Annotated in this window: 20 protein-coding genes; 14 read left to right on the forward strand and 6 right to left on the reverse strand. The window is 68.2% G+C overall.

Annotation, left to right across the window (positions count from 1 at the left end; translation table 11 throughout):
• Positions 1-71: 71 nt before the first annotated feature.
• Positions 72-905 carry an oxidoreductase gene (locus tag H0X95_RS14370; RefSeq protein ID WP_006498450.1) on the forward strand — a complete coding sequence of 278 codons (834 nt, stop codon included), beginning with the start codon at positions 72-74 and terminating at the stop codon, positions 903-905.
• A gap of 144 nt (positions 906-1049) precedes the next feature.
• On the forward strand, positions 1050-1886 hold the full coding sequence (locus H0X95_RS14375) for an alpha/beta fold hydrolase (RefSeq protein WP_006498449.1): 837 nt from the start codon (positions 1050-1052) through the stop codon (positions 1884-1886).
• Between the two features lie 96 nt (positions 1887-1982).
• Here the strand turns inward: H0X95_RS14375 and H0X95_RS14380 are convergent, their stop codons facing one another.
• Positions 1983-2903 carry a LysR substrate-binding domain-containing protein gene (locus H0X95_RS14380; protein WP_059721772.1) on the reverse strand — a complete coding sequence of 307 codons (921 nt, stop codon included), beginning with the start codon at positions 2901-2903 and terminating at the stop codon, positions 1983-1985.
• A 165-nt stretch (positions 2904-3068) separates the two neighbouring features.
• Between H0X95_RS14380 and H0X95_RS14385 the strand changes: the two genes are divergently transcribed.
• Both H0X95_RS14385 and H0X95_RS14390 read left to right on the forward strand, forming a co-directional pair.
• The gene (locus H0X95_RS14385; protein WP_059721773.1) at positions 3069-3719 is read left to right on the forward strand and encodes a LysE family translocator; all 651 of its coding nucleotides are present in this window, start codon (positions 3069-3071) and stop codon (positions 3717-3719) included.
• Positions 3720-3776: 57 nt separating this feature from the next.
• Positions 3777-4151, forward strand: a complete 375-nt coding sequence (locus H0X95_RS14390) for a gamma-glutamylcyclotransferase family protein (RefSeq protein ID WP_059721775.1) — start codon at positions 3777-3779, stop codon at positions 4149-4151.
• A 43-nt stretch (positions 4152-4194) separates the two neighbouring features.
• Here the strand turns inward: H0X95_RS14390 and H0X95_RS14395 are convergent, their stop codons facing one another.
• The 4 genes from H0X95_RS14395 to H0X95_RS14410 all read right to left on the reverse strand — a co-directional run bounded on the left by H0X95_RS14395 (position 4195) and on the right by H0X95_RS14410 (position 9403).
• Positions 4195-4902, reverse strand: a complete 708-nt coding sequence (locus H0X95_RS14395) for a DUF3142 domain-containing protein (RefSeq protein WP_059721776.1) — start codon at positions 4900-4902, stop codon at positions 4195-4197.
• Between the two features lie 7 nt (positions 4903-4909).
• Positions 4910-7078, reverse strand: a complete 2169-nt coding sequence (locus H0X95_RS14400; RefSeq protein WP_080323835.1) for a hypothetical protein — start codon at positions 7076-7078, stop codon at positions 4910-4912.
• A gap of 119 nt (positions 7079-7197) precedes the next feature.
• Positions 7198-8610, reverse strand: a complete 1413-nt coding sequence (locus tag H0X95_RS14405) for a hypothetical protein (RefSeq protein ID WP_048986216.1) — start codon at positions 8608-8610, stop codon at positions 7198-7200.
• A gap of 31 nt (positions 8611-8641) precedes the next feature.
• Positions 8642-9403 (reverse strand): 2-keto-4-pentenoate hydratase, encoded by a 762-nt coding sequence (locus H0X95_RS14410; RefSeq protein WP_059721780.1) that lies wholly within the window; start codon positions 9401-9403, stop codon positions 8642-8644.
• A 296-nt stretch (positions 9404-9699) separates the two neighbouring features.
• Between H0X95_RS14410 and H0X95_RS14415 the strand changes: the two genes are divergently transcribed.
• Both H0X95_RS14415 and H0X95_RS14420 read left to right on the forward strand, forming a co-directional pair.
• Complete coding sequence (locus H0X95_RS14415; RefSeq protein WP_048986217.1) at positions 9700-10179, forward strand: universal stress protein; 480 nt, start codon at positions 9700-9702, stop codon at positions 10177-10179.
• A gap of 13 nt (positions 10180-10192) precedes the next feature.
• A complete protein-coding gene (locus H0X95_RS14420) occupies positions 10193-10384 on the forward strand; it encodes a DUF2964 family protein (protein WP_006498440.1) in 192 nt (63 codons plus the stop codon).
• Between the two features lie 83 nt (positions 10385-10467).
• Here the strand turns inward: H0X95_RS14420 and H0X95_RS14425 are convergent, their stop codons facing one another.
• On the reverse strand, positions 10468-11646 hold the full coding sequence (locus H0X95_RS14425; protein ID WP_059721782.1) for a tetratricopeptide repeat protein: 1179 nt from the start codon (positions 11644-11646) through the stop codon (positions 10468-10470).
• 435 nt (positions 11647-12081) lie between these two features.
• Between H0X95_RS14425 and H0X95_RS14430 the strand changes: the two genes are divergently transcribed.
• The 8 genes from H0X95_RS14430 (at position 12082) to H0X95_RS14465 (ending at position 23114) form a co-directional block, all read left to right on the forward strand.
• Positions 12082-15852, forward strand: coding sequence for a nitrate reductase subunit alpha (locus tag H0X95_RS14430; protein ID WP_059721784.1), 3771 nt, complete (start codon positions 12082-12084; stop codon positions 15850-15852).
• Positions 15849-17378, forward strand: a complete 1530-nt coding sequence (gene narH / locus H0X95_RS14435) for a nitrate reductase subunit beta (RefSeq protein ID WP_034203679.1) — start codon at positions 15849-15851, stop codon at positions 17376-17378. Before H0X95_RS14430 ends, narH begins: the two co-directional genes overlap by 4 nt.
• Positions 17375-18079, forward strand: coding sequence for a nitrate reductase molybdenum cofactor assembly chaperone (gene narJ, locus H0X95_RS14440; protein WP_058903708.1), 705 nt, complete (start codon positions 17375-17377; stop codon positions 18077-18079). The genes narH and narJ overlap by 4 nt, the downstream gene beginning before the upstream one ends.
• Positions 18080-18103: 24 nt before the next feature.
• Positions 18104-18787: a respiratory nitrate reductase subunit gamma gene (narI, locus tag H0X95_RS14445; RefSeq protein WP_058903707.1), complete on the forward strand. Its 684-nt coding sequence runs from the start codon at positions 18104-18106 to the stop codon at positions 18785-18787.
• A 9-nt stretch (positions 18788-18796) separates the two neighbouring features.
• Entirely contained in the window at positions 18797-19585 is a 789-nt protein-coding gene (locus H0X95_RS14450; RefSeq protein WP_059721785.1) for a peptidylprolyl isomerase, read from the forward strand.
• A 15-nt stretch (positions 19586-19600) separates the two neighbouring features.
• A complete protein-coding gene (locus H0X95_RS14455; protein ID WP_034203675.1) occupies positions 19601-20869 on the forward strand; it encodes an MFS transporter in 1269 nt (422 codons plus the stop codon).
• Between the two features lie 128 nt (positions 20870-20997).
• Positions 20998-22734, forward strand: a complete 1737-nt coding sequence (locus H0X95_RS14460; protein WP_058903705.1) for a site-specific integrase — start codon at positions 20998-21000, stop codon at positions 22732-22734.
• Between the two features lie 56 nt (positions 22735-22790).
• Entirely contained in the window at positions 22791-23114 is a 324-nt protein-coding gene (locus tag H0X95_RS14465) for a TfoX/Sxy family protein (protein WP_006498438.1), read from the forward strand.
• Positions 23115-23167 lie beyond the last annotated feature (53 nt).

Raw genomic sequence — 23167 nt, forward strand, 5'->3', positions numbered from 1 at the left:
GAATCGGGCTTATTCGGCGTGGTTCGTCAGACTAGTATGCACGCTTCAATCGACATTCGGGAGAAGCTCAGATGGCATCCGGCAACATCATGCTCATTACCGGCGTCAGCAGCGGTTTCGGCCGTGCGCTGGCCCAGGAAGCGCTGGCCGCCGGTCACACGGTGGTCGGCACGGTGCGCAGCGCGCAGGCGGCGCGCGACTTCGAAGCGCTGTCCGCGCAGGCGGCCGTCGCGCGCGTGCTCGACGTGACCGACTTCGCGCGCATCGACGGCGTCGTCGCGGACATCGAGGCGAACGTCGGGCCCGTCGACGTGCTCGTGAACAATGCGGGTTACGGACACGAAGGGATCCTGGAGGAAGCGCCGCTCGACGAGCTGCGCCGGCAGTTCGACGTGAACGTGTTCGGCGCGGTCGCGATGATGAAGGCCGTCGTGCCGTTCATGCGCGAACGCCGGCGCGGCCGCATCCTGAACATCACGTCGATGGGCGGCCACATCACGATGCCGGGCATCGCGTACTACTGCGGCAGCAAGTTCGCGCTGGAGGGCATTTCCGAGACGCTCGGCAAGGAGCTGGCGCCGTTCGGCATCGCGGTGACGGCCGTCGCGCCGGGTTCGTTCCGCACCGACTGGGCCGGCCGTTCGATGGCGCGCACGCCGCGCTCGATTGCCGATTACGACGCACTGTTCGATCCGATCCGCCGCGCGCGCGAGGAAAAAAGCGGCAAACAACCGGGCGATCCGGCGAAGGCCGCGCGGGCGATGCTCGCCGTGATCGCGGCGGACCATCCGCCCGCGCATCTGCTGCTCGGCAGCGATGCGCTGCGGCTCGTGCGCAACAAGCTGGCGGCGCTGGACGACGAGATCCGCGCGTGGGAAGCCGTGACGGTGTCGACGGACGGCTGACGGCTGACGCGCGCCGTGTCGTTCGTTTCCTGCCGGTGGATGATCGGCCGTTGCATTGCACGATGGCATCGTGGTTTCACAATAATGGCCGATAATGGCAACCGGCCCGTTCGCCACGTTCATCCACCTCACAGGAGCATCGCGATGCCATACGTCACCACGAAGGACAACGTCGAGATTTTCTACAAGGATTGGGGTCCGAAAGACGCGCAGCCCGTCATGTTCCACCACGGCTGGCCGCTGTCCAGCGACGACTGGGATGCGCAGCTGCTGTTCTTCGTTCAGCACGGCTATCGCGTGATCGCGCACGATCGCCGCGGCCATGGCCGCTCGGCGCAAGTCTGGGACGGCCACGACATGGATCATTACGCGGCGGACGCGTTCGCGGTCGTCGAAGCGCTCGATCTGCGCAATGCGGTGCATATCGGTCACTCGACGGGCGGCGGCGAGGTGGCGCGCTACGTCGCGAAGCACGGCGAGCCGGCTGGCCGCGTCGCGAAGGCGGTGCTGGTCAGCGCGGTGCCGCCGCTGATGCTGAAAACCGATTCGAACCCCGAAGGCCTGCCGCTCGACGTGTTCGACGGTTTTCGCAAAGCGCTCGCCGACAACCGCGCGCAGTTCTTCCTCGACGTGCCGAGCGGCCCGTTCTACGGGTTCAACCGCGAAGGCGCGACCGTGCACCAGGGCGTGATCCGCAACTGGTGGCGGCAGGGGATGGAAGGCAGCGCGAAGGCGCATTACGACGGCATCAAGGCGTTTTCGGAAACGGACCAGACCGAAGACCTGAAGTCGATCTCCGTCCCGACGCTCGTGCTGCACGGCGAGGACGACCAGATCGTGCCGATCGCGGATTCCGCGCTGAAGTCGGTCAAGCTGCTGAAGAACGGCACGCTGAAGACCTACCCGGGTTATTCGCACGGGATGCTGACGGTCAACGCCGACGTGCTCAACGCCGACCTGCTCGCGTTCGTACGGGCGTAATGACGGCGGCGCCGGCCCGCCGCGGCGGGCGGCGCCGCGATCGAAGGCGGGCGATCCGGACGCGCGTGGAAAAGGACGGATCGCCCGCCATCTGCTTCACCCCGGACCGACGAAACGAACGCCCGGATACGCGAGACGCGGCATCCGGCCGGCCAGGAACGCGTGCAGTTCGCGTACCTGCGCGACCTTGGCGGAATCTTCCGGCCACACGAGGTAATACGCATCGCCGGTGCTGACGGCCGTCTTGAACGGCAGCACGAGCTGCTTCTCGTCGATGGCCGTCGCACACAGCGCGAGATCGCCGATCGACAGGCCGTGGCCGGCGATGGCCGCCGCGATGCCCTGTTCGAGCATGTCGAACACCTGCCCGCGCGTGATGTCCAGGTCCAGATCGTGACCGCTGCCGTTGAGCCAGCGGCGCCAGTCGCGCCGGTCGGGCGACGGGTGGATCAGCTCGCACGCGGCGGGATTCGCGCGAGCGACCGTGGCGGTGGCCCGCGAGCACACCGGAATCAGCCATTCGTCGAACAGCTTCACGCAATGCGTGCTCTCGCCGAACCTGCCCGCGCCGAGCAGGATCGCGCAATCGTAGGATTCGCTGAAGAAATCGACGGTATCGACGTCCATCCACACGCTCGCGATCTGCACCTCGAACGCCGGCCGCGTGCCGCGAAACGCGGCCAGCGCGTCGAGCAGCCAGCGCATCGTCAGCGTGGACGGCGCCTTGAGCCGCAGCACGTCGCGTTGCGTGCGGAACAGCATGCACGCTTCCTCGACCTGCCGGAAGCCGCGCCTGAGGCCGGCCGCGAAGATGTGGGCTTCCGCCGTCACGGTCATTTTCGGCCCGCGCCGGACGAACAGCTTCCGGCCGAAGTAGGCCTCCAGCGTCTTCACGTGCTTGCTGACCGCGCTTTGCGTCAGGCTCAGTTCCTCGGCGGCCAGCGTGAACGAGCCGGTGCGGGCGGCGCTCTCGAACGCGCGCAACGCATAGACGGGGGGAAGCGGTTTGGCCTTCATGGGTTTCGAGTATGAATAAAACTCATGTCATCGGACAGGATTTTCCGTTTTCGGTCGGCGGCCCGGGCGCGTGATACTGCCAGAAACCGCGCTTTTCGATCCATCGGGTCTCCATGATGCCATCGTGACGGGCGTGCTTCTCGACTCATCGAACAACTTTTTGTCATGACACTCCATTACCCGCTGCTGTTCGCCTATCTGGCCGCGATCGTGCTGCTCGTCGCGACGCCCGGCCCGGTCGTCATGCTCGTGACGGGCACCGTCGGGCGGCGCGGATTCCGCCAGGGCGTGCTGACCGCGGTGGGCGCGAATGCCGCGAGCCTCGTGATGATCGCGGGCGCGATGCTGATGGTGTTCGGCGTCGTGATGGTCAGCGCTCGCCTGCTTGCCGGCCTGCATGTCGCGGGGTGCCTGTTCATCGCGGTGCTCGCGATCCGGACGCTGCTCGGCGAATGGCGCGCCAACCGCGCACGGCATGGCGATGGCGCGGCGGCAGGCGAACCGATACCGCAGCCGCGCGGTTTGCCCGGCGTCGTGCGCGGCTTCCTCGTCGGCATCGCGAATCCGAAGGACCTGCTGTTCTTCGTCGCGTTCTTTCCGCAGTTCGTCGGCATCACGCCCGATTCGCGCGTGAGCCTCGCGATCCTCGCCGCGTTGTGGATCGCGGTCGATTTCACGATCCTCGCCGGCTACATGGCCGCGATCAACCATCCGGCGATTCATCGGAAGCAGCGCTGGATCTCGGCCTCGTCGGCGCTTGCGCTGCTCGCGATTGCGCTCGCCGGGCTCGGCAGCACGATCGCGGGCGCCGCGTAGCGCATCGGCGATCTGCGTTACGCTTCGTCGGCACCGATTCTTTCATCGAGTTCGATCATGTCCCGTTCCGCCCCGGCTTTCTCCGAGCACCTTTTCTCATATGGCACGCTGCAGCTCGATCAGGTGCAGCTCGCCACGTTCGGCCGCAAGCTCGACGGTCACGCGGACGCGATGCCCGGCTATGCGATGACGATGCTGCGGATCGACGATCCGGACGTGGTCGCGACGAGCGGGAAGACCCATCATCCGGTGGTGACCTATACGGGGCAGACGGGCGACCGCGTCACGGGCACCGTGTTCGCGATCACCCGCGACGAACTGCAGCACGCGGACGATTACGAAGTCGATGCGTATCGGCGCGAGCGCGTCGTGCTCGAATCGGGTGTCGCCGCATGGGTGTACGTGGACGCGCGTTCGCCGCGCGCCGACTGAATCCGCTACGCGGGCGGGATCGACGCCGTCGCGTGTGCGGCCGCTAGCCGTTGCGCAGGAACACGACGTAACCGCGGAACCACGGATTCGTTGCGAGGTACGGCGGCGCGTCCCATTCGCCGCCCTGGATCACGCCGATGCGAAACGGCAGCTGCAGCCGCGCGACGCGCGGCAGGTAGGCCGCGTAGTCGGGAATCGTGCGGCTGCCCTGGTACGTCTGCACGACCACCTCGTCGACGATGCCCTTGAGCTGGTTGACCTGGTCGGTATCGATGCGGCTGCTCCAGTCGAGCAGCCCCGTGATGCTCAGCCGGCAATCGGCGGGCAGGGTGTCGCGCAGCGTGCGCAGGAACGCGAGGTAATCCTCGAGGTGGCGCGTGCCCGCATCGAAGTCGATCTGGATGCCGGCGATCGTGCGGCCCGACGCACGCCAGCGCGCGAGCTGCGCGAGCATGATCTGCGTGACGCGCGGCGTCCAGCGCAGCGTATGCGCACGATAGACGAGCCACACGCGCGCGTCGGGCGCGGGCGGCAGCGCGACGCCCTGCGCGATCACGCGCACCTGCGACTCGTCCCGCGGCGACGCTTCGATCTGCCCTTGCAGCACATAGACGGCGCGCGCGCCGTGCACGACCGCCTGCGGCTTCACGCCCGCCCACAGCCAGAACGCGTCGTACCGCGCGGCGTCGACGGTGCCGGCCAGCGCGACGCGCGCGGCCAGCAGCAGCGCGATGCCCGCGATGCGCTTCATGCGCCGCTTACCAGTAGTAGCGGAGCTTCTGCGCCCACGGGCTGCCCGGATAGGCGGTCTTCAGCGTGTCGAACCAGCGCTTGCGCGTGCTCTTCGACACTTCCTTGCCGCCGCATTCGTTCGCGCCGGCCGGCGCATAGCACTTGATCGCGCGGTAGAACGCGTACGCGCGATCGTTCGGGTTCGCCTGCGTATCGGCCATCACCGCCACGTAGCTCGACATCCGCTCGTACGGCTTGCCCGCGAACTGCGACGGCGCCGCACCGAGCGTCGGCGGCACGCGCGTGGCGGCCGTGCTCGACGCATTGCGGATCCACGGCGGCACCGGATCGCTTTCGATGCCGGCCGCGGGCGGATGCAGGCGCACGAAATCCGCGAGGCAGTTCAGCCCTTTCGGGTCGGCGGGATTCTGCTGCAGCGTCGCGGCGATGTCGCGCGCCGACAGGCACGTGTAGCCGTCTTCGTTTTTCGCGCCGGCTGCGATGAACGGCTTCAACGGATCGGCGGGCGTGCCGGACACCAGCGCGGTATCGGCGAGGAAGTCCGCGTAGTGCGAACGCGTGAGCTCCTTGTACAGCAGCGTGTACAGCGCGGTGTCGCGCAGCGCGCCGCCGGTCGCCTGGTTTTGCGCCTGCGCGCGCAGCAGGTCGGCATTGGCCGCGCGCTGCAGCAGCACCGCGCGGATCGCCGCGTTCTGCACGAGCGAATCGTCGGCAAACGCGTCGTTGACGAGCCCGGCCTGCTCCAGGTTGATCGCGAGCGCGAGTTCCAGCATTTCGCGCTGGAAGCGGAATTTCGCGAGCGGGATCAGGTCGCGCCACAGCTGGCGGGCCTTGTCGTTCTGGCCGCTGTCTTCCAGCGCGAACCCGCGCAGCGCCTGCTGGCTCAGGCCGAAGTAGTCGAGCGGCGCGGCGGGCGCTTGCGGCAGCAACTCGAGGGCGGCATCCGGCTTGTGCCCGATCTGGACGTACCAGGTCGCGAGCAGGTAGCCGTAGAGCGCGGGCGCGTTCGCGAAGCGCGGCTTCTGCGCCTGCAGCTCGTCCAGCGTCATCGGCTTGCGGCTCGCGTCGCTGCTGTCGGACGCGCGCATGCGCAGCAGGTCGACGGTGGCGAGCACGGTCGGCGACTGGATCTGGCTCGCGTCGAATTCCGACCCGAACAGCAGCTTGCTGTCGAGTTCGTTCGCCAACTGCATCAGCGGCACGTTCGACGTGGCCGGCGACCAGCGCGCGAGCGCGTGGCCGTACAGGTCGGCCTGCTGCGTGACGTTCCCGCCGAGCCACGCGACACGCCGCAGCAGCCCGGTCGCGGAAACCGCATAGCGCCCCTTCGGATACACCTTCAGGTAGGTCCGGAATACCGTGTTCGCCGCGTCGAGCGAGACCTTCGTCACGCGTGCGCGCGACGGCGTCGGGCCGTCGTTGTCGAATACGTTGGCCTGCGCGGCGTTCAGCTGCGCGCGGCCGGCCATGTAGAGGCCGGTTTCCTTCAGCCACGGGTCCGCGCTGTGCGATGCGTTCGCGAAGGCCCGCGTCGCGGTGAGGAAGTCGGCGCGGTAGAACGCGTTCGTGCCGTCGAGGTACGCGGCGAACTGCTGGCCGAGCGGCGACTTGACCGGCGGCTTCGTCCACGCGGCGCCCGCGCCGCCCGCGGTGCAGGTCTTCTGCGCGATGTCGGCGCGTGCCGCGCGCAGGCGGGCGGCTTCGTCCGCGGGCAGGCCGCCTGCGCCGCCCAACGCGTCGTCGAACGCTGCCGCGCCCGCGCTCATGCTGCGGCAGATGCTGCCTTCGCCGTCGGCGTACCGGCTCGACGACGCATCGGCATCCGCTGCGCCGCCGGCCTTGTCGGGCTCCTTCTGACCGATGTAGATCCAGCCGGAGAAATCCATCGGGAACGGCACGACGATCTGGTTGATCCGCTCTTTCGCGGGGATGGTCCTCGGGTCCGGAAACACCTGCGCGACCTTGGCGCTGTCGACCATCATCAGCATCGCGTTGATGCGCGTGTCGTTGGCGGGCGTCAGCATCGGTATGTTGCCGCACGAGTAGGAAGTCTGCCGGAGCGTGTTCGGTACGTAGCAGCCGTCGTCGCCGCTGGCGTGGGCGGCCGGCATCCAGAGCAGGCTGGCCGCCAGCGCGGCGAACAGGTTGCGGTGCAGCGTCGGGTTTCTTCGCATTTTTGTTGTGCTGGGTAGGGGGCCGCGACGGCCGGGTCTCTCAGGGGGGCGCTTTGCCCCGGCGCGTATCGTACCTCACGGCGCGCACACGCCCGTCGAGCGGCGGCCCTGCTCGCGCATCACGCGCACACGCTGCTGGCGATGCCGCCTTCGTCGATGTCTTCGATCGCGGCGCGCAAGTCGTCGATCGCCACCATCAATTCGCGGACCTGCCGCAACGACGGGTACTGATGCAGCACGGCCTGCCATTGCGGCAGGGTCAGCAGCGCATGCCAGATGACGCCGAGGCCATCCGGATCGGCATCCGGCTGCTGCGCGAGCGCACTCGCGTATTCGAGGCTCGCCTGCGCGGACAGCAACTGCATCCGGCTCGCGGCGCCCAGCAGACGCGGCGTCGCGTCCGCGGACGCGTCGCAGCAATACAGCACTTCGCGTGGCAGCGTCGTTTCGTCGGTCGTCAACGCGTGCAGCGATGCGCCGTGCACGTGCACCGTGCCCTGATGCGTCTCGAATGCATAGACCGTGTCGGGCGCTGCCTGCGCGAGCAGGGTCAGGCCGCGCAGCAGCCGCGGCAGGTCGGTCGTCGCGGCATCCGCGGAGGCCTTCGCTTCGACGAGGAAGCGCACGTTCCACGGGGACGCCGGGTCGCTGCCGCGCGCGCGTTCGAGCAGAATCGCGTCCCATTCGGTTTTCGCGCGGTCGTGCCGGCCCGGGATCGACGAAGGCACGCGCATCGACGTGACCACGCGGTAGGTGCGCTGCGCGTCCACCGCGTCGAGCCGGCGCGCCAGTGCGTCGAGCGCCTGCGCCGCCAGTGCTTCGACGGCGGCGCCGCGCTGCTGGGACGCGGCGCCCTGCGCGACGGCGACCGTGCTGCCGACGAGCGGACCCTGGCGGACCCACAGCGCGCGATATCGACGGACGTCCTCGTCCGCGGCCAGCGCGTCGAGCCGCAGCATGCGTTCGAGCGCGGGGCCGTCCTTGAGCTTCACGATGTCCTGCTCGAACGCCGCGTCGGTCGCCATCTCGGGCAGCGCGAGCAGTTGCGCGAGCGCGGCATGCAGTTCGGCCCACGATGCCGCGGTCGCGGCCGCATGCAGGCGCGCGAGGCCGTCGCGTTGCCAGGCCTGCGCGCTGCGTTCGAGCTTGGCCGGATGCGCGATCGCATTGACGGCGGAGTGGAGCGCGCGCCGGTCCTGCTCGGCGTGCGCGGACAACGACGCGTATTCGCGTACGTTCGGCGCATCGTGACGCAGCACCGACGCCTGAAACGACGGATCGCCGGATGACGGGTCCATCGCGTCGCGGATCATCCGCGCGAGCGCATCGATGAAGCGCTGCCGCAAGTCCGCGCCGGGCGCGTGGCCATCCGCCCGCACCCTGCGCGCTTCCTCGATCACGATCGCCAGCGCGGTGGCCGGGTTCGTCGCGTCGGTCAGCGACGACGCGCGTTCGAGCGGCGGCAGCCGGTAACGGCGCGCGACGGTGCGCAGGGTGGCGTCGAGCAGGGCGGGAAGCGGTGTCAGCGACATGGCGGGTTGGGCGTGAAAGAGACGTGACCCGTCACGCCGTCAACGTCACCGACAGGCTGCCGAGCTCGCCGAAGCGGACCGTCAGCGCGTCGCCGAGCGGCACCTCGATCGCACCCGCGTACGAACCCGTCGTCACGATCTGGCCGGCGCGCACCGCGTCGCCGCGCGACGCGAGGAAATTGACGAGCCACACCAGCGGCTTGAGCGGATCGCCGTCCGGATGGCGGCCGTCGATCGTGCGGTTCAGCGCACCGTCGAACGACAGCGCCAGCGTCGCGAGCGGCACGTTCAGCCCGTCGGGCACGACCGGGCCGACGCACAGCCCCTGGTTGAATTGCCCGTCGGCCAGCAGCTCGAACTTCGACGCGCGCGCCGGCTCCGCATAGCGGCAGCCGAGCACTTCGAGCACGATGCGCACTTCGCGGATCGCGGCGCGCACGTCGCTTTCGTCGTACGGCTGCTCGCGCTCGGGCAGATCGCGATCGAGCACGAACGCGATTTCCGGTTCGATCCGCACGATCGGCCCGCCGACGACGCGGTACGGCGCATCGGCTTCGCGGATCGTCGACGCGAAGATCGGCGCGAGGATCACGCGATCGGGCGGCGGCAGTGCGCATTTCCAGCCGCCGACGGGTTCGCCGAGCAGGTCGGCGACGCGCTGCTGGATCGCGAGCGCGGTGTCGATGTCGTCGGGGCGCAGTGCATCGGGCAACAGCGGGCCGGGCGAGCCGGCATGGCGGGCGGCGACGAGATGCTGGGCGGCGCCGTCCACGCGTTCGGTAGTCGTTGTCATGTCGGTTGAGCGAGTCGAAAGTGGGGCCGGCAAAAAAGGGCCGGACGAAAGTCGCATCGTCGATGATAGCGCCTTCGGCGCGATGGCCGCTCGAAAGCCCGTCGGCTCATGCGTTGCCGGTCCGGTTTCGGTTGGCCGAGAACGCAGGCTTCCCGCTTCCCGTCGTGCCGTTTTGTCGCATGCGTGATCGCCGCCGCGGCTTGACCGCCGTCAACATCCGAACCTGCCGTCGGCCGATGATGGTGACATGGCCGCGCGCGACAGGGTGCGCGGCAGCTCACCCCAGCGAGGTTCGCATGTACGAGAAAATCATGGTGGCCGTCGACGGCAGCGCTTCGTCGAAACAGGCGCTTGCCGAAGCCGTGAAGGTGGCGCTGGCGGGCGATGCGCACGTCAGCGTCGTGTATGTGGTCGACAAGTCGGTGCTGTTCACGTACGCGGGCCGTGTCGATCCGCACGCGCTCGTCGAGGAAATCCGCGACGACGGGCGCAAGGTGCTGCGCGAAGCCGAACAGATCATCGCGTTGGCCGGCGCGAAGGGCGAAGGCGAACTCGTCGAGACCGAGAGCATCGGCGAGGACATCGCGGAACGCCTGCAACGCTACGTGAAGGAGCACGGGATCGACCTCGCAGTGGTCGGCACGCACGGGCGGCGCGGCATCCGGCGCGTGCTGCTCGGCAGCGTCGCCGAGCGTTTCGTGCGCGGCTCGAAGTGCCCGGTGCTGCTGATTCGCGGCGACGACGCCGGCGAGCCGGCCGCCGCGGCCGCGGCATGACGCGGCGCGCGCGATGATACGTCGCCAGTACCGCATCGTCGTCGCGGCGATCGCCGTGTTCGTGTCGCTCGCCGGGATGATGGCCGTCGTGACGGGCCTGCTGTTCGATGCCACGTCGGCGCTGCGCGGCGGCGCCATCGCGTTGATCGTCGGCGTGGCGGGCTTCGTCGTGATGCTGAACCCGGGGCCGAAAGGCGAGGAGTGACCGCCACGGGCGAAGGGGCGGCGCACGTCCGGCCATGGTTTGACGACGGCCCGCGGTAGCCGTTGCCTCGCCGGCGATGTCGCCTAGTCGCTCGTCGTCGCCGGCGCCTGCACGCCGTCCTGCACGATCTGAATCATCAGCCGCTTCAACGTTTCCGCCAGCGCGGTGTTGTTCGGCTGAAGCTTCCCTGCCTGCGCGAACGCATCGCGCGCTTCATCCTGGCGTCCCAGCTTCCACAGCACTTCGCCCTTGTGCGCCAACCCGGTCGCACGGGCTTCGCGTGCGTCGCTGTCGTCGTCCTTCGCGAAGATCGCGATCGAGCGGTCGAACCACACGAGCGCGTCGTCGTGGCGGCCGAGGCGATACAGCGCCCAGCCCTTGCTGTCGAGCGCATACGCATCGTTCGGCGCTTGCGCGAGATGCGCGTCGATCATCGCGAGCCCGCGCTCGACCGCGACGCCCGCATCGGCGAGCCGATAGCCGATGTCGTTCAGGCGGTCGTCGGGAATCCTGTCCAGGTCGAGCACGGCGGTCACGCGGCTCGCGTCGCGTTCGGCGATCGCGAGCGACAGCAGCTTCGCGACGATCTGCCGCCGCAAGCCATTGCTGATCCGCTCGCCGTTGGCGACCAGGGTGCCGAGGTACTGCGTATACAGGTCCGGTGCGCCGGGGGTGTTCGCGCTGTTCGCGATGGCCAGGCCCGGGCCCGCGCACCAGTCGATATCGGCCGAGCCGGCCAGCGTGCCGACGTAAAGATCGACGTTCCTCGGCGTGCGCGACTGCGCGTAGTAGGTGTAGCCGTTCGCATCCGAATACCCGCACGCCAGATATTCACTGTCGACGTCCAGTATGTACGGGACGTGGCCGAGCATCGCCTTGCCGCCCGGGTCGACCAGCCGGAACGATTCGCCCAGCTCGCCGTCGCCGACGACCGCGTTGAACACCCACTGCTTCTGAGGATGGCGTGTCGGCAGGCGGACCTTGGCCGTGCGCCCGGCCACATCCGTCGTGCCGAAAATCACGCTGTCGTGCTGATCCGGCTTGGCGGGCAGCCCCGCGATCACCTGGCCCGGCAGGAACAGCCGATAGCGCGCATTCGGCAGCGGCTGATGCGTGGCTGGATCGCGCAGCACGAACTGGTGAACGTAAGCCCCTTTGCCGAGCGACGCCGTCGGCGGGACATAGGTGCGGGCGTGGGCGGCCGGCAGCGCGGCGCAATTCAAGGTCGCGACGATGAGCGCGGCGAGAAGTCGGGGTGTCATGGAATTGCAGTTCTTTCTTGTAGGTCGTGGTTTTATCGTGCGACGGCCGGAAATGCACGGAACGACCCGCACCGTCCCAGAAAAACGACGGGCGACGGCGGGCGAATTCCAATCGATTGGGTCGAATCGTCCCGTGCAAATCAATGCGAATCCCGCGTGCGTCGGTGCATTGAAGCGCCGGGCGGGTGGTGCGGGAATGCAGTGCGCAGCATAGCAGGCTGCTGCGGCTCGATCCGATCCCCGGTGGGTTTCGTTGTTGCGGGTGGGTGAATGATTTCGTGATTTGTATCAAGTCGTGATATGTCCATCCGTCTGACAATGGGTTCGACACGGTGAGCAGGGCGAAACGATCGACATTCGGTCGTCCTTTGCAACCGGTATTTCACGTCCTTAAACAATCAGGGTCTGCCGAAAGACCGGAAAAACGAGATCCCCATGAGCCATTTCCTGGATAGATTGCGTTATTTCTCCACCACGAGGCCACGCTTTTCCGACGGCCATGGCGCCGTCACCGACGAAGACCGCAAATGGGAAGACGGTTACCGGATGCGCTGGCAACACGACAAGATCGTCCGCTCGACCCACGGCGTGAACTGCACGGGTTCGTGCTCGTGGAAGGTCTATGTGAAAGGCGGGATCGTCACCTGGGAAACCCAGCAGACCGACTACCCGCGCACGCGTCCCGACATGCCGAACCATGAGCCGCGCGGCTGCTCGCGCGGCGCGTCGTACTCGTGGTATCTGTACAGCGCGAACCGTCTCAAGCATCCGATGGTGCGCAGCGCGCTCGTGAAGCTGTGGCGCGAACGCCGCCGCACGCTCGGCCCCGTCGAAGCATGGCGATCGATCGTCGAGGACGACGATGCACGCCGCTCGTACCAGCGCCGGCGCGGGCTCGGCGGCTTCGTGCGTTCCAGCTGGAGCGAGGTCAACGAGATCGTTGCGGCCGCAAACGTGCACACGGTCGAGCGGCACGGCCCCGATCGCGTGGTCGGCTTCTCGCCGATCCCGGCGATGTCGATGGTGTCGTACGCGGCCGGCTCGCGCTACCTGTCGCTGATCGGCGGCGTGTGCCTGAGCTTCTACGACTGGTACTGCGACCTGCCGCCCGCGTCGCCGCAGACCTGGGGCGAGCAGACCGACGTGCCGGAATCGGCCGACTGGTACAACTCGACGTTCATCATGATGTGGGGCTCCAATGTCCCGCAGACGCGCACGCCCGACGCGCATTTCCTCGTCGAGGCGCGCTATCGCGGCACCAAGATCGTGTCGGTGTTCCCCGATTACTCGGAAGGCGCGAAGTTCGGCGACCTGTGGCTGCACCCGAAGCAGGGCACCGATGCGGCGCTGGCGCTCGCGATGGGGCATGTGATCCTGAAAGAATTTCATCTGGCAGGAAAGAGCGACTACTTCGCCGACTACTGCAAGCGCTACACCGACATGCCGTGCCTCGTGCGCCTCGTGCCGCACGGCGGCGGCTACGTGCCGGAGCGCCTCGTGCGCGCATCCGACTTCGACGACGCCCTCGACGAAGCCACGCATCCGGAGTGGAAGACCGTGATGATCGACGACGCGAACGGCGAATTCGTCGTGCCGGTTGGCTCGGTCGGCTTCCGCTGGGGCCAGCAGGACGACGCCGACAAGGGCAAGTGGAACCTGCGCGGCGAGACGTCGAAGGGCGCGGCGCTGTCGCCGCGGCTGTCGTGCACGGCCGCGCACGACGACGTGGTCGACGTGCTGTTCCCGTATTTCGGCAACCAGCCGCACGCGCACTTCAACGGGACGCAGCACGCGTCCGAGCTATCGCGCCGGATCGGCGTGCGGCGCATCGCGACACGCAACGGCGAGATGCTGGTCGCGACCGTCTACGACCTGTTCGTCGCGAACTACGGGCTGGACCAGGGGCTCGGCGGCCGCGACGTGGCCGCGAGCTACGACGACGACCTGCCGTACACGCCGGCCTGGCAGGAAGCGATCACCGGCGTGAAGCGCGCGGACGTGATTTCGGTCGCGCGGCAGTTCGCGGAGAACGCGCACAAGACGCAGGGCAAGTCGATGGTGATCATCGGCGCGGGGATCAACCACTGGTTCCACATGGACATGTCGTACCGCGCGATCATGAACATGCTGATCATGTGCGGCTGCATCGGCAAGCCGGGCGGTGGCTGGTCGCACTACGTGGGCCAGGAAAAGCTGCGGCCGCAGACGGGCTGGACCGCGTTGTCGGGCGCGCTCGACTGGAGCCGCCCGCCACGCCAGATGAATGCGACGTCGTTCTTCTACGCGCATACCGACCAGTGGCGCTACGACCCGATGGACCCGGCCACGCTGCTGTCGCCGCTCGCGGACAAGTCGCAATTCCACGGCGCGCCGATCGACTACAACGTGCGCGCGGAGCGGATGGGCTGGCTGCCGTCCGCGCCGCAGCTCGCGACGAACCCGCTGAAGGTCGGCGCGGCGCTTGCCGATCCCGCACACGCCGGCGCGGACGTCGCGCAGCAATTGAAGGCCGGCACGCTGAAGCTGGCGAGCGAGGATCCCGACGCGCCCGGCAATTTCCCGCGCAACCTGTTCGTGTGGCGCTCGAACCTGCTCGGCTCGTCGGGCAAGGGTCACGAGTATTTCCTGAAGCACCTGCTCGGCACGACCCACGGCGTGCAGGGCGAGGATCTCGGTGCGACCGGCGGCCGGCGCCCCGAGGAAGTGACTTGGCACGACGAAGCGCCGCGCGGCAAGCTCGACCTGCTCGTGACGCTCGACTTCCGGATGTCGACGACCTGCATGTATTCGGACGTCGTGCTCCCGACCGCGACCTGGTACGAGAAGGACGACATGAACACGTCCGACATGCACCCGTTCATCCATCCGCTGTCGGCGGCGGTTGACCCCGCATGGGAATCGAAGAGCGACTGGGAGATCTTCAAGGGGATCGCGAAGCGCTTCTCCGAGCTGTGCGACGGGCATCTGGGCGTCGAGCGCGACGTCGTGCTCGCGCCGATCGCGCACGATACGCCGGGCGAACTCGCGCAGCCGTTCGACGTGCAGGACTGGAAGCGCGGCGAATGTGAACCGGTGCCGGGCCGCACGATGCCGAACGTGACCGTCGTCGAGCGCGACTATCCGAATACGTATGCACGCTTCACGTCGCTCGGGCCGTTGATGGACATGCTCGGCAACGGCGGCAAGGGCATCGGCTGGAACACGCAGGACGAAGTGAAGCTGCTCGGCGAGCTCAACTACACGGTCGCCGACGGCGCCGCGCAAGGGCGTCCGCGCATCGACACGGCGCTCGATGCGGCCGAGGTGATCCTCGCGCTCGCGCCCGAGACCAACGGCGAAGTGGCGGTGAAGGCATGGCGTGCGCTGTCCGGCATCACCGGCATCGATCACACGCACCTGGCCGCCGCGCGCGCGGACGAGAAGATCCGCTTTCGCGACATTCAGGCGCAGCCGCGCAAGATCATCTCGTCGCCGACGTGGAGCGGGATCGAATCGGAGCATGTGTCGTACAACGCCGGCTACGTGAACGTGCACGAACTCGTGCCGTGGCGCACGATGACCGGCCGCCAGCAGCTCTATCAGGATCACGCGTGGATGCGCGCGTTCGGCGAATCGCTGTGTGCGTACAAGCCGCCGATCGATACGGGCAGCTACGAACACATGGTCGGCAAGCGCTCGAACGGCAACCCCGAGCGTGTACTGAATTTCCTGACGCCGCACCAGAAGTGGGGCATTCACAGCACGTACACCGATAACCTGCTGATGCTGACGCTGTCGCGCGGCGGCCCGATCGTGTGGATATCGGAGGACGACGCGAAAGCGATCGGCGTGGTCGATAACGACTGGATCGAGTGCTACAACTCGAACGGCGCGTTGTGCGCGCGGGCCGTCGTCAGCCAGCGGATTCCGTCCGGGATGGTGATGATGTATCACGCGCAGGAGAAGATCGTGAACGCGCCGGGCTCGGAGATCACCGGCACGCGCGGCGGCATCCACAACTCGGTCACGCGCATCGCGTTGAAGCCGACGCACATGATCGGCGGCTACGCGCAACTCGCGTACGGCTTCAACTACTACGGCACGGTCGGCTCGAATCGCGACGAGTTCCTGATCGTGCGCAAGATGAGCAAGATCGACTGGCTCGATGGCGAAGAGACCGCGGTCGACCCCACCACGCACGCAGTACGGGCCGGAGAAACGTCATGAAAATACGCGCACAGATCGCGATGGTGCTGAACCTCGACAAGTGCATCGGGTGCCATACCTGCTCGGTGACCTGCAAGAACGTATGGACGAGCCGCGAAGGGATGGAATACGCGTGGTTCAACAACGTCGAAACGAAGCCGGGCATCGGCTATCCGAAGGACTGGGAGAACCAGGACCGCTGGCGCGGCGGCTGGCAGCGGCGTGCCGACGGCAAGATCGAGCCGCGTCTGGGCAGCAAGTGGCGGCTGCTCGCGCAGATCTTCGCGAACCCGCATCTGCCCGAGATCGACGACTACTACGAGCCGTTCACGTTCGACTACGCGCATCTGCAGGAAGCCGGCAACACGCGTGCGATGCCGGTTGCCCGGCCGCGTTCCGTGATCAGCGGCCAGCGGCTCGAGAAGATCGAGTGGGGCCCGAACTGGGAGGAAATCCTCGGCGGCGAGTTCGAAAAGCGCGCGAAGGACACCAACTTCGAGAACGTGCAGAAGGACATCTACGGGCAGTTCGAGCACACCTTCATGATGTACCTGCCGCGCCTGTGCGAGCACTGCCTGAACCCGGCGTGCGTCGCGTCGTGCCCGTCGGGCTCGATCTACAAGCGCGAGGAAGACGGCATCGTGCTGATCGACCAGGACAAGTGCCGCGGCTGGCGCATGTGCGTGTCGGGCTGCCCGTACAAGAAGATCTACTACAACTGGCAGAGCGGCAAGGCCGAGAAGTGCATCTTCTGCTATCCGCGTATCGAGGCCGGCCAGCCGACCGTGTGCTCGGAAACCTGCGTGGGCCGCATCCGCTATCTCGGCGTGCTGCTGTACGACGCGGACCGGATCGGCGACGCGGCCGGCGCGGAGAACGAGAAGGACCTGTACGAGGCGCAACTGTCGCTGTTCCTCGACCCGGACGATCCGGCCGTGATCGCGCAGGCCGAGCGCGACGGCGTGCCGGCCGCGTGGATCGAGGCCGCGCGGCGTTCGCCGACCTACAAGATGGCGATCGACTGGAAGATCGCGTTCCCGCTGCATCCGGAATACCGGACGCTGCCGATGGTGTGGTACGTGCCGCCGCTGTCGCCGATCAACGCGGCGGCCAACAGCGGCGATCTCGGCATGAACGGTTACCTGCCGGACGTCGAATCGCTGCGCATTCCGCTGCGTTATCTCGCGAACCTGCTGACGGCCGGCGACGAGGCGCCCGTGAAGCTCGCGCTCGAACGGCTGCTCGCGATGCGCGCGTTCATGCGCGCGCGCCACGTGGACGGCGTCGACGCACGCGGCGTGCTCGACCAGGTTGGGCTGTCGCTCGCGCAGGTCGAGGAGATGTACCGCTATCTCGCGATCGCGAACCACGAGGATCGCTTCGTGATCCCGACCACGCACCGCGAATACGCGGAGAACGCGTACGACCTGCGCGCGTCGTGCGGCTTCTCGTTCGGCAACGGCTGCTCGGACGGCCGTTCCGGCGCGAGCCTGTTCGGCCCGAGGAAGGGCAACAAGACGATTCCGATTCACGAGGCTTCCCGATGACGAGCACCGCATCCGATCCGACCTATGCGGCGCTCGCCGCGCTGCTCGACTATCCCGACGAATCGCTGGTCGCCGCGCTCGATTCGATCGACACGCACCTGCGCGAGCGCTCGCGTTTGCCGAAAGCGGTGCGCGCGGGCCTCGACCGGTTTTTTGCGTACGTGCGCGAGCGCGATCTGCTGACGCTGCAGGAGAACTACGTCGGGCTGTTCGATCGCGGCCGCGCGACGTCGCTGTACCTGTTCGAGCACGTGCACGGCGAATCGCGCGACCGCGGGCAGGCGATGGTCGACCTGCTGCAGATGTACGAGCGGCACGGGCTGTTCCTGAACCCGGGCGAACTGCCCGACTACCTGCCCGTGTTTCTCGAATACCTGTCGCGGCTGCCGGCGCCCGATGCCTGCAAGCTGCTCGCCGAAACCGGCGAGATCCTGCGTGCGCTGGCCAAGCAGCTTTCGCAGCGCGGCAGCCACTACAGCTTCGTCGTCGGGGCGTTGCTGCCGATGGCCGGCCTCGCACCCGTCGACGCGCCGGAGGCGGCCGACGACGACGTGGCCGCCGAGCGGCCGAGCGCCGACGACTACCGCGCGCTCGACGCGTCGTATGCGGACGAGGCCGTGCGCTTCGTCGGCGCGGCAACACCGGCGCGCGCGGAGCAGACGGTGCGCTTCCATGACAAGCGGCCGGCCCGCGGCGCGTAAGCGCGGGCCCAACTGGGGAAAGACATGAACGCTTACCTGCATCAGTTCCTGTTCGGGATCTACCCGTACATCTGCCTCGCCGTACTGCTGGTCGGCAGCCTGATCCGCTTCGACCGCGAGCAGTACACGTGGAAAAGCGATTCGTCGCAGCTGCTGCGCCACGGCATGCTGCGGCTCGGCAGCAACCTGTTCCACTGGGGCGTGCTGGTCGTCGTGCTCGGGCACTTCGGCGGCTTCCTCGCGCCGCACTGGCTCGTGTCGCCGTTCCTGTCGGCATCCGGGCACCAGTTGGTCGCGATGGTGGCGGGCGGCGCGGCCGGCGTCGCGGCGATCATCGGGCTGACGATCCTGATCGGGCGCCGCCTCGGCGACCCGCGCGTCCGCGGGAACAGCCGCACGTCCGACATCGTGATCGTGCTGATGCTGTGGGTGCAGCTCGCGCTCGGGCTCGGCACGGTCGTGCTGTCGACGCGCCACATGGACGGCGTGATGTTCGAACAGCTGACCGACTACGTGAAGGGCGTCGTCACGTTCCGCCCGGACATCGCGAGCCTGCTCGTCGGCGTGCCGCTCACGTACCGGCTGCACATCCTGCTCGGCTTCACGATCTTCCTCGTGTCGCCGTTCACACGGATGGTGCACGTCTGGAGCGGGATCGCGTCGGTCGCGTACCTGATCCGTCCTTACCAGCTCGTGCGCAAGCGCTGAGGAGGCCGCATGAACGACGTTCTCTCCGAGGCCGCAACGGCGCCGCTGACGATCAACGGCGTCGGGATCGACGCCGCGGCGATCGCTGCCGAAGCCGAGCACCACGGCGCCGCGCGCGATCCGCTCGATGCGGCGAGGCGTGCGCTTGCGGTACGCGAACTGCTGCGGCAGCGCGCGGTGGCGCTCGCGTTGCTCGACGAACGTGCGCCGCTCGACGATGTGGCCGTCGACGCATTGCTCGAACGCGAGCTCACGCACGTGCCCGATCCCGATCGCGCGGCGTGCGAGCGCTATTACGCGCGGCATCCGGCGCGCTTTCGGCGCAACGACGTCGTCCATGCGAGCCACGTGCTGTTCGCGATGACGGATCGCATGCCGCTCGCGCCGCTGCGGCAGCGCGCGGAACAGGTGCTCGCCGACGTGGTGGCCGCGCCCGATACGTTCGAAGCGGTCGCGCGCGCGTCGTCGAATTGCCCGTCGGCGGAAATGGACGGCAGCCTCGGGCAACTGCTGCGCGGCGACACGGTGCCGGAACTCGAGGCGGCGCTGTTCGACACCGACGGCATCGGCGTGCTGCCGACACTCGTCAACACGCGCTTCGGCTTCCACATCGTGCGTATCGAGCGCCGCGTGCCGGGCGACGCGGTGCCGTTCGAAGCGGCCGCCGACCAGATTGCCGCATACCTGTCGGCGCGCGTGCGGCGGCAGGCGATGCGGCAGTACGTGGCGATTCTCGCGGGCGGCGCATGCGTCGAAGGCATCGAATTCGACGGTGCGAACGGGCCGCTGGTCCAATGAAACGGGGTTTTGCATATGGCAACTCAACAAGGTAATGCGGGGCCGGTCGTGAACGCGCCGGCCGTGCCGCTGCGTGCGTGGTCGGTGCTGGCCGCGAGCACGCTCGCGTTCATGGTGTGTTTCGTCGTGTGGATGATGTTCGGCGTGCTCGGCGTGCAGCTGCGCACCGATCTCGGACTGAACAGCACGGAGTTCGGGCTGCTCACGTCGACGCCGGTGCTGACCGGCGCGCTGATGCGCTTGCCGCTCGGCACGTGGACCGACCGCTTCGGCGGCCGCATCGTGATGACGGTGCTGCTGGTCGTGTGCGCGGTGCCCGTCTATGTGGTCAGCTACGCGACGCAGCTGTGGCAGTTCCTGCTGATCGGGCTGTTTCTCGGCTGCGTCGGTGCGTCGTTCGCGGTCGGCACGCCGTATGTCGCGCGCTTTTTCCCGCCGCAGCGGCGCGGGCTCGCAATGGGCGTGTTCGGCGCGGGCACATGCGGCGCGGCCGTCAACCTGTTCGTCACGCCGCTGCTGCTCGACGCGTACGGCTGGCGCGTCGTGCCGCGCATCTATGCGGTCGCGCTGCTCGTCACCGCGCTGATCTTCTGGTTCGCGTCGGCGCCCGATCCGGGGGCGGGCAAGCGCGGCGGGTCGATGCTCGATTCGTTCAAGGTGCTGCGCGACCCGCGCGTATGGCGGCTCTGCCAGTACTACTCGATCACGTTCGGCGGTTTCACCGCGCTGTCGCTGTGGATCCCGCAGTACCTGAAGAGCGAATACGGGATGTCGCTCGTGATGGCGTCCGCGTTCGCGGCCGGCTTCTCGCTGCCGGGCTCCGTGCTGCGCGCGCTCGGCGGCGCGCTGTCCGACCGCTTCGGCGCGCATGCGGTCACGTGGTGGGGGCTGTGGGTCGCGTGGATCGCGCTGTTCCTGCTGTCGTATCCGGCGACCGACTTCGTGATCCACACAATCGACGGCACCGCGACGCTGAACGTCGCGATGCCGGCGGCGGGCTTCGTCGCGCTGACTTTCGTGCTCGGCGCGGTGTTCGCGCTCGGGATGGCGTCGACCTTCAAGTACGTCGCCGACGACTTCGCGGACAACATGGGCGTCGTCACGGGCATCGTCGGGCTCGCGGGCGGGCTCGGCGGCTTCCTGCTGCCGATCCTGTTCGGCATGCTGCTCGACCTGCTGCGCGTGCGCACGACGTGCTTCATGTTCCTGTACGGGATCGTGTGGGTGTCGCTGATCCTGATCTACCTGTCGGAAGTGCGACGCACGCCCGTCGTCAAGGGCTGAGGTCGGTTCGACCGATCCGATGCGCTGGCGCGATGCCGGGAGGGGCCGGGGCGCGCTGGCGCAGTGTCCCGTCCGGGATGGCGCGCGCGACGTATCCGGCCGCGCACGCTTCTGTCAAACTGGCGCCCATGAAACCGCGCCTGACGTCACCGCTTTCCCCCGATTCCGCGCCTGCGCCCGCAGGCTTTCCCGATGCCGACGAACTGGCTGCCCTGCGTGCGTGGTACGCGGGCATGACCGTGCGCCAGGCCGTCGAGCGCTACCTGCCCGACCGGCTCGGCGACGGGCGGTCGGCGCGCGGCGTGATCGGCGCCATTCGCCGCCGCCTCGTGCGCGTCGCGCGGCAGGTGGGCCGCGCCGATCTCGCGGCACGGCTCGGCCATCCGGACGGTGAGCGTTTACGGGAGGCGAAAGCCGCAACCGACGCGATCGGCGTGCTGCGTCATGCGCGCGCGCCGGTCCCGCAGATCAGCGACAACGTCGGCCTGTGGCTGCCGACGCGCGCGGTCGTTGCATTGCGTGCGCACGGGATCGCGACGCTCGCCGACCTGACGGTGCGGATTCCGCGCCGGCGCCAGTGGTGGCGGGCGATCGCGGGCCTCGGCATGGCCAGCGCGCGGCGCGTCGAGGCGTTCTTCGCCGCGCATCCGGACCTGACCGAACGCGCGCGTGCGCTGATCGCCGCGACGCCGCGCGGCAGCATCGTGCCGTGGGAGCATCTGAAGCTGCCGCACGAAGTCGACGGCTCGGCCGGCACGTTCCGCGCGCCGCGCGCGACCAGCACGCTCGACGCGGACAACGATTACGCGGCCGTGCACGCGTGGCTGTCGCTGCACGAATCGGCCGCGACGCGGCGCGCGTACCGGAAGGAGGCCGAGCGGCTGATCCTGTGGGCGATCGTCGAACGCGGCCGCGCGCTGTCGTCGCTGACGACCGAGGACGCGCTCGCGTATCGCGCGTTCATCCGGCGGCCGACGCCGCACGAACGCTGGGTCGGGCCCGTGCGGCCGCGCGGCGCGCCCGACTGGCGGCCGTTCTCGGGCGCGCTGTCCGCGCGCTCGGCCGCGTACACGCTGTCGGTGCTCGGCGCGCTGTTCCGCTGGCTGATCGAACAGCGCTACCTGCTCGCGAATCCGTTCGCCGGCGTGAAGGTGCGCGACACGCGCGGCGCGACCGCACTCGATACGTCGCACGCGTTCACCGAAGGCGAGTGGCTGCTGGTCCGCACGATCGCCGACGGGCTCGAGTTCCAGACGCGCCCGCTCAAGGGCGCGCCGCAGTCGGGCTGGACGCCGGCCGCCGCGCAACGGCTGCGCTTCATTCTCGATTTCGGCTACGCGACGGGGCTGCGCGCGAGCGAACTGGTCGGCGCGACGCTCGGCGACATCGAGACGGACGCGCACGGCGACGCGTGGCTGAAGGTAATCGGCAAGGGCAGCAAGGCCGCCCGCGTCGCGCTGCCGCCGCTCGCGCGCACGGCGCTCGATCGCTATCTGGTCGCGCGCCGTCTGCCGGTCACGCCGGCGCGCTGGCGGCCCGATACGCCGCTGATTCCGAGCCTCGCGGAAGACGACGCGGCCGCGATCACGAGCGTGCGGCTGTGGAAGGTGATGCAGCGTTTCTTCGCGCAGACGGCCGAGCGCGTCGAGGCCGACCACCCGGCGCTCGCGCACAAGCTGCGCCAGGCAAGCCCGCACTGGATGCGGCATACGCATGCGACGCACGCGCTGGCGCGCGGCGCGGAGCTGACGACGGTGCGCGACAACCTGCGGCATGCGTCGATCTCGACGACGTCGATCTACCTGCATGGCGACGACGTGAAGCGGGCGCGGCAGATGTCGAGCGCGTTCGGTATCGACAAATGAGTTGAACGGCGCGGCGTCGACGCAGGTCAGACGAATTTTCGGTCCTGGAGATTCGGATGGCATCGAGCCAGAGCACAGTCGATTTCATCGTCGAGCAGATCGCGGCGGCCGGTACGGTCTCGGCGCGCAAGATGTTCGGCGAATACGGCATCTATTGCGACGGCAGGATGGTCGCGCTCGTCTGCGACGACCGGCTGTTCGTCAAGCCGACGCCCGAAGGCCGCGCGTATCTCGGCGTGTGCGACGAAGCCCCGCCGTATCCGAGCGCGAAGCCGCATCTCGTCATTGCCGGCGATCGCTGGGACGATCGCGAATGGCTGTCGACGCTGATCCGGATCACCGCCGCGCAAGTGCCGCTGCCGGTGAAGCGCAGCCGATGACGATCGCGCCGCCTGCCACGCCGCGCGGCCGGCAGGCGTATTCTGTGACACAT

Source organism: Burkholderia sp. 9779_493 (assembly GCF_015712215.1).
In the GTDB taxonomy this organism is placed as follows: Bacteria; Pseudomonadota; Gammaproteobacteria; order Burkholderiales; family Burkholderiaceae; genus Burkholderia; species Burkholderia cenocepacia.